The sequence below is a fragment of the Mycobacterium sp. TH-M25 genome, assembly GCF_057473665.1.
The window spans coordinates 1-4,917 of record NZ_JBYCLA010000210.1 but is presented as its reverse complement, the minus strand read 5'-3'; the positions used below and the strand labels follow the sequence as shown (position 1 = coordinate 4,917).

Annotated in this window: 5 protein-coding genes; 2 read left to right on the top strand and 3 right to left on the bottom strand. The window is 64.9% G+C overall.

Annotation, left to right across the window (positions count from 1 at the left end; all coding sequences use genetic code 11):
- Window positions 1-1,481: NAD(P)/FAD-dependent oxidoreductase (locus AC2VOU_RS07080; RefSeq protein ID WP_486956733.1), on the top strand; the 1,481-nt coding region annotated here is incomplete at its 5' end.
- 11 nt (window positions 1,482-1,492) lie between these two features.
- Complete coding sequence (locus tag AC2VOU_RS07075) at window positions 1,493-1,669, top strand: hypothetical protein (RefSeq protein ID WP_486956732.1); 177 nt, start codon at window positions 1,493-1,495, stop codon at window positions 1,667-1,669.
- Window positions 1,670-1,761: 92 nt separating this feature from the next.
- Here the strand turns inward: AC2VOU_RS07075 and AC2VOU_RS07070 are convergent, their stop codons facing one another.
- From AC2VOU_RS07070 to AC2VOU_RS07060, 3 genes are all read right to left on the bottom strand, one after another.
- Window positions 1,762-2,445, bottom strand: a complete 684-nt coding sequence (locus AC2VOU_RS07070; protein WP_486956731.1) for a GAP family protein — start codon at window positions 2,443-2,445, stop codon at window positions 1,762-1,764.
- 68 nt (window positions 2,446-2,513) lie between these two features.
- On the bottom strand, window positions 2,514-3,716 hold the full coding sequence (locus AC2VOU_RS07065; protein ID WP_486956730.1) for an NAD(P)/FAD-dependent oxidoreductase: 1,203 nt from the start codon (window positions 3,714-3,716) through the stop codon (window positions 2,514-2,516).
- On the bottom strand, window positions 3,713-4,917 hold a 1,205-nt coding region (locus AC2VOU_RS07060; protein WP_486956729.1), incomplete at its 5' end, for a cytochrome P450. The genes AC2VOU_RS07065 and AC2VOU_RS07060, both read right to left, overlap by 4 nt.

The following is a 4,917-nucleotide window of genomic DNA, read 5'->3' as shown; positions in this document are numbered from 1 at the left end:
GGCCGAGTCTCAACGAGGAGCGTGACATGGCACGAGTCGTCATTCTCGGCGCTGGCATCGCAGGACACACCGCCGCCCTGCACCTGCGCCGATGGCTGCCCCGCAAGCACGAGATCGTCGTAATCTCCCCGAACGCCGACTGGAATTGGATCCCGTCGAACATCTGGGTCGGTGTCGGCAAGATGGACGCGAAGAAGGTGCTGATCCCGCTCAGGCCGATCTACCAGCGTAAGGGGATCGTCTTCCACCAGGCGATGGCGACCGCGATCCGCCCCGAAGGCACCGGCGAGGCGTCGTCGCCATCGGTGGATTTCATCTACACCGACGAGAAACACCCTGGTGAACCCGCCAGCGTCACTTATGACTACCTGGTCAACGCCACCGGCCCCAAGCTGAACTTCGGTGCTACCCCGGGCCTGGGGCCGGACGGACACTCCTACTCGGTGTGCACCGCCGAACACGCTGTCGAGGCGGCCGAGGCACTCGAGCGGGTCATCGCCAAGCTGAAGTCCGGTGAGAAGCAGCGCCTCGTGGTCGGAGTCGGACACGGCACCTGCACCTGCGAGGGCGCGGCGTTCGAGTACACCTTCAACGTCGAGCAGAGGCTGCGCGCGGCAGGCGTGCGCGACCTCGCCGAGGTCGTCTACCTCACCAACGAGTACGAGTTGGGCGACTTCGGCGTCGACGGAATGCAATTCATCGAAAAGGGCTTTCGGCAGTCCAGCCGGCTGTGGACCGAGTCGCTGTTCGGCGAGCGCGATGTCAAGGCCATTACGCAGGCGGCGGTGCACGAGGTGATGGACGGCAAGCTGCGCTACGAGCAACTCGACGGCACCGAACACGAGCTGCACTTCGATTTCGCGATGCTGCTGCCGCCGTTTCGGGGCGTCGATCTCGCCGCTTACGACAAGGACGGTAACGACATCTCGTCGGTGCTGTTCGCGCCGTCGGGCTTTCTCAAAGTGGACGCCGACTACTCCGGCAAGCCGTACGACGAGTGGTCGGCCGAGGACTGGCCGCACACCTACGAGTCGCCCGCCTACCCGAACATCTTCGCGCCGGGCATCGCGTTCGCGCCGCCGCACCCGATCTCGCGCCCTCGCACAAGCGTCAGCGGGACGGTCATCACCCCGAGCCCGCCGCGCACCGGCATGCCATCGGGCATCACGGCCAAGACGGTCGCCGAGACGATCCGCGACCGCATCACAAATCCCCAGGCCGCCGCGCACCGCGCCTCGATGGCGAGCATGGGCGCCGCGTGCGTCGCCTCGGCCGGAACTACCTTCCGGGGCGGCTCGGCCGCCGCGATGACGATGTTTCCGGTCGTCCCTGACCCGGTGAAGTACCCGGAAACCGGCCGCGACATCGCCGGCACATTCGGCGAGATCGGTTTGGCAGGTCACTGGATCAAGGCGATGCTGCACCATCTGTTTATCTATAAGGCGAAGGCCAAGCCGTTCTGGTGGCTGATCCCGGAATGAAAGGCGCACACATGGACGACGACAAAATCGACTCCGAGGTGGATATCCGGACCGCCGAAAGCATTGCCGACGCCCCCCGGCCCACCCACGCGACCCTGCGGAGACGTCAGAATCTCTTCATTCAATTCTGGCGTCTAGTCGGTATCACCGCCAAAATGGGGCGGGTCATCTTCCGCGGGCACGGCTGACCGGCCCCACACATCGGGCGAACGACCGTCTCAACGCGGACGTCGGCGTTGCGGAATTCGCAAGCTGCCACCGTCGGTGACGAGGTGCGCCGTCACGAAAATCCGTATAGCACCACCGCAACACCGACGAAAACGAGCACGACGGCGGTGATCGCCTGTTGCCGTCGTTGAATCCACCCTCTGATCCGTTCAAGCTGCGGATCAATCTGTGGGCCCAAGACGAGGTAGGCCAGGACGGGCGCTGCTACGGTCGACGTTGCCAGGCCCACGTAGTAGGCGACGGCCGCCACCACACCGACATCGGTTAACTGGACGGCAGCGATCTCCGTTCCCGCGGTCGCGCTGGCGGCAAGCACTTTCGGGTTGGCAAGCATGGGGAAGATACCTGCGGCGGCGGCCACTGCCGGAGTAATTCGGACAAACCTAGATTCCCATCCGGCCCTGTCCGGCGCGGTGGCGCGCCGCCACCACACCCACGCACCGACAAAGACAAGCGCCACACCTATCGTCACGACCACCCAGTCGGTCCACCGCGGTTCGCCTCCGTTGAGGCTCGCGAACAAGCGGGGAACGTGGATGAATGCCGTAGTCAGTGCCGCCAGCGAGGCCAATCTGCCCAGCAGGTAGGCGACGCTGGACGACTGCGGGCGGTCATTGTGCACGAGCAGCAGCAATGCCACCACAATCGGTATCGGAGAAAGCGCGACCGCGAGCGCCGGAGCAGTGAGCTTGGCCAGCATCAGCCCTGAAACGCCAAACGTGGCAACACTTTCCATGGGGTCAAGTGAAACATACCCGCCTGAACACCGCGATCAAGGAACGCTGCGCAGCAGCGCTTCGACCCTCACGCCGAGCCGGCGGGCACCAGTTCGGACCGGTCGATGGGGACTTGCTGGGTGAGGGCCCGCTTGCTGAACATGAAGTCGCGGGGGCGGTTGACGCAGTCGGCGGCAATGAGCTCGCCGGCGCGCAGGTAGAAGCAGGTGAAATCGCGGTCTCGGACCGGGTCGCCGCTGAGGACGACTTCGTCGTACCCGGAGTTGAGACCGGCGATCTGGAGTTTGAGATCGTATTGATCTGACCAGAACCATGGAAGCGCCGTGATCTTCTTGGACTTCCCGCAGACGGTCGCGGCGGCGACTTTGGCATGTTCGCCCGCGCTCGGCACGGACTCCAGACGTATGCGGCGGCCGTAACGGGCCATGTGGTGGCTGGCGCAGTCCCCGGCGGCCACGATATCGGGGTCACTGGTCTGGGCGTGGTCGTCGATCACGACGCCGTTGTCGACGGCCAGCCCCGCGGCGACGGCAAGCTCGGTGTTGGGCTCCACGCCGATGCCGACGATGACGAGGTCGGCGGGAATTGATTCGCCGCCGGCCAAGATTACTTCGCGGACCCTGCCGTCGCCGGACAGCGCCTCGACCAGCGCGCCGGTCCGGATGCTGACGCCCTGCTCCCGGTGGATCCGGTCGAAGAACGCCGACACCTCGGGGGCGGTGACCCGTTCGAGGACGCGCTCGGTCGCTTCGAGGACGGTGACCTCCAGACCCAATGCGCGCAACGAGGCGGCCGTCTCCAATCCGATATAGCCGCCACCGACGATCACCGCCCGCCGCCCGGGGGCGGTGGCCGCTCGGATCATCTCGACATCCGCGGCAGTGCGCAGGTAATACACGCCAGCCAGGTCGGTTCCCGGGATGGCGAGTCGTCGAGCGCCGGCGCCAGTGCACAGCGCGAGCTTGTCGTAGGGCAGCATGTCTCCGTCGCGCAACACCACGTGAGCAGTCGACCGGTCGATCGCCGTCACCGTCGCATCGAGGAGTTGGATTCGCTGCTTGGCGTAGAAGTCGGCGCTGCGGATCGCGAGGTCACCGGATGCGCATTTGCCGGCCAGATAGGCCTTCGACAGCGGCGGGCGTTGGTAGGGCAGCGCGGACTCCTCGCCGATCAGGACGACCTCGCCGATCCACCCTTCCTGGCGCAGGCTGGCCGAGAGTTGGGCGCCGGCATGGCTGGCCCCGACGATGAGGGCCCGCTGCGGTGTCACGTGTCGGATTTCGGGGTGAGACGAACCATCATCGTGCTGATGCCCCGCACGAAGTTGGACTGCACGTACTCCGGTTCACCGACGACCTCGATCTTGTCGAAGCGAAGAAGCAACTCCTCCCAGAGAATCCGCAGCTGCAACTCAGCCAGCCGGTTACCCATGCAGCGGTGCACGCCGAAGCCGAAGGAGATGTGGTTGCGGGCGTTGGTCCGGTCGATGATCAAGTCGTCGGGCCGTTCGAACACGCGCTCGTCGCGGTTGCCCGATGCGTACCACATCACCACCTTGTCGCCCTTGCGGATGAACTGGCCGTTCACTACGGTGTCGGCCTTGGCGATCCGGCGCATGTAGGCCAGCGGCGTTTGCCACCGGATGATCTCCGAGACCATGTTGGGGATCAGCTCGGGGTTGGCCTTCAGCTTCTCGAACTGGTCCGGAAACCGGTTCAACGCAAGAACACCTCCGCTCATCGAGTTCCGCGTCGTGTCGTTGCCCCCGACGATCAGCAACACCAGGTTGCCCAAGAATTCCATCGGACGGTTGATCAGATCTTTGGTGCTCTCGTTGCTCTGCAACATGGTGACCAGATCGAAGCCGGGTTCCTCCCCGGCAGCTGTCCGGGCCGCCTTGTCGTGCCAGAGTGCGGTGAAACTTCGCGCCATGTCGCGCATGGCGTCGAATACCTCGTCGTTGTCCGAGGGACCGCCGTTGGCTTGCTCCAGCGCGGTCGCGAGATCCGACCAGTAGACGAGCTTGCGGCGCTGCTCGTACGGGAAGTCCAGCAGGGTCGCGAGCATCCGCGCGGTCAACTCCACCGAGACGGTATGCACCCAGTCGAACGGCTGATCTACAGGCAGGTTGTCCAGTACCTCCTGGACGCGCGATCGGATCAGACCCTCCATCTCACGCAGGTTCTTCGGCGCCACCACCCCTTGGACGGCGGCCCGCTGCCTGTCGTGCTCTGGCGGATCCATCGCGATGAACATCGCCAGATCCAAGAACCGAGGCGGCGTTCCAATGATGATGAACGGCTCGGCTGAGAACACCTCGTGGTTCTTGTCGACGGCGACGATGTCGGCATGCCGCGTGACCGACCAGAACGGACCGAACGGACTGTTGGGCTGAAAGTGCACCGGAGCTTCGTTGCGCAAACGCTCGAAGTAGGACTGCCAGCGTCCCTGGCGGTAGAGGAAGGGGTTGC